Below are 1124 nucleotides of genomic sequence, written 5' to 3'. Positions count from 1 at the left end.
GATAACACTATCGGCTACCTCAATGCCATTGGTGAAGGTATCGGAACTTCTCTTTCCGGAGGAACCTTCTCGGAAGGCTTTGATTTTGCCCGGGAGCGAACCAAACGAGAAGCAGAGGAAACTGCAAAAATTTACAAGGCCACCATTGCCGGAATCGAAAAGGACATCACCGAGTATCAGAACCGTATTGCCGCTGAACGTAAGCGCATCGCTGAAAAGTACCAAAACAAACCTGTGGGTGAAGGTACTCAGTCTGATGAAGGCTTAAGGATTGGCGCGAATAAGGACTCGGGCAAAGGCAAAAGTGGCGGAGGTTCATCAAAGGCTCTTGAGGCGAAAGACACATGGACTCCTTACTACGAGCAGATCCTGGAACTTGATATCCGCTCCAAGGGAGACCTTGAACAGCTTGAATGGGAGCATGCCAAAAAGCTCTCTGAGTTTAACGCCGTCATTGCCGAGAATGCCAGAATCTCTGAAACCGAGAAGAATAATGCTCTCCTCATTCTTGAACAGGACTATCAGAAACAGAAAGCTGAAATCGAAAAGTCAGCCATGGACTTCATCAATTCTCTCAATCCCGAGGATGAGGAAATTGTCCGTCTGCAGGAAAGCTACGGCAGAAAGCTGGAAATGCTGGAGCAGTACCACAATGACAGACTGATTTCCGAGGAAAACTATCTGCAGGCGCATGCTGCTCTTATGGATAAATACACCACCGATTCAACTGCGGCCAAACAGAAAAAACAGTCCGAGGATTTGAAGAAAATGATGGAGCCTTACGAGAAAATGGCTGATGCCACCATTTCAATTTCAGATGCCTTTGATGATTTGTCTGCCAATATGAACGAATCCTCCGGTGCCTATAAGGCCTTATTTGCGGTTCAGAAAAGTTTTGCGGTAGCCAGTGCCACCATGGATGCGGTGCAGGCATGGATTAAGGCTTTAAATGATCCGACAGCAGTTACCTGGCCACAGAAACTAGCGAACTATGCATCCGCTGTTGCCACTACAAGTTCTGCCATTTCCCAGCTTACCTCGGTTTCCATGCACGATAAAGGCGGTCAGATTAAAGCCGGTGAATGGGGTATCGTCGGTGAGTACGGACCGGAGCTGGTGCAGGG

At 48.1% G+C, this 1124-nt stretch carries 1 pseudogene; it reads left to right on the top strand.

Annotated elements, in window-relative coordinates:
* Positions 1–1124, top strand: a pseudogene (locus tag BMY80_RS11995) (hypothetical protein); the annotation flags it as partial.

The organism is Ruminobacter amylophilus, from assembly GCF_900115655.1.
GTDB classification, from domain to species: domain Bacteria; phylum Pseudomonadota; class Gammaproteobacteria; order Enterobacterales; family Succinivibrionaceae; genus Ruminobacter; species Ruminobacter amylophilus.
Note: the sequence above shows the minus strand (reverse complement) of the source record. Positions and strands in the feature narration are given on the sequence as shown.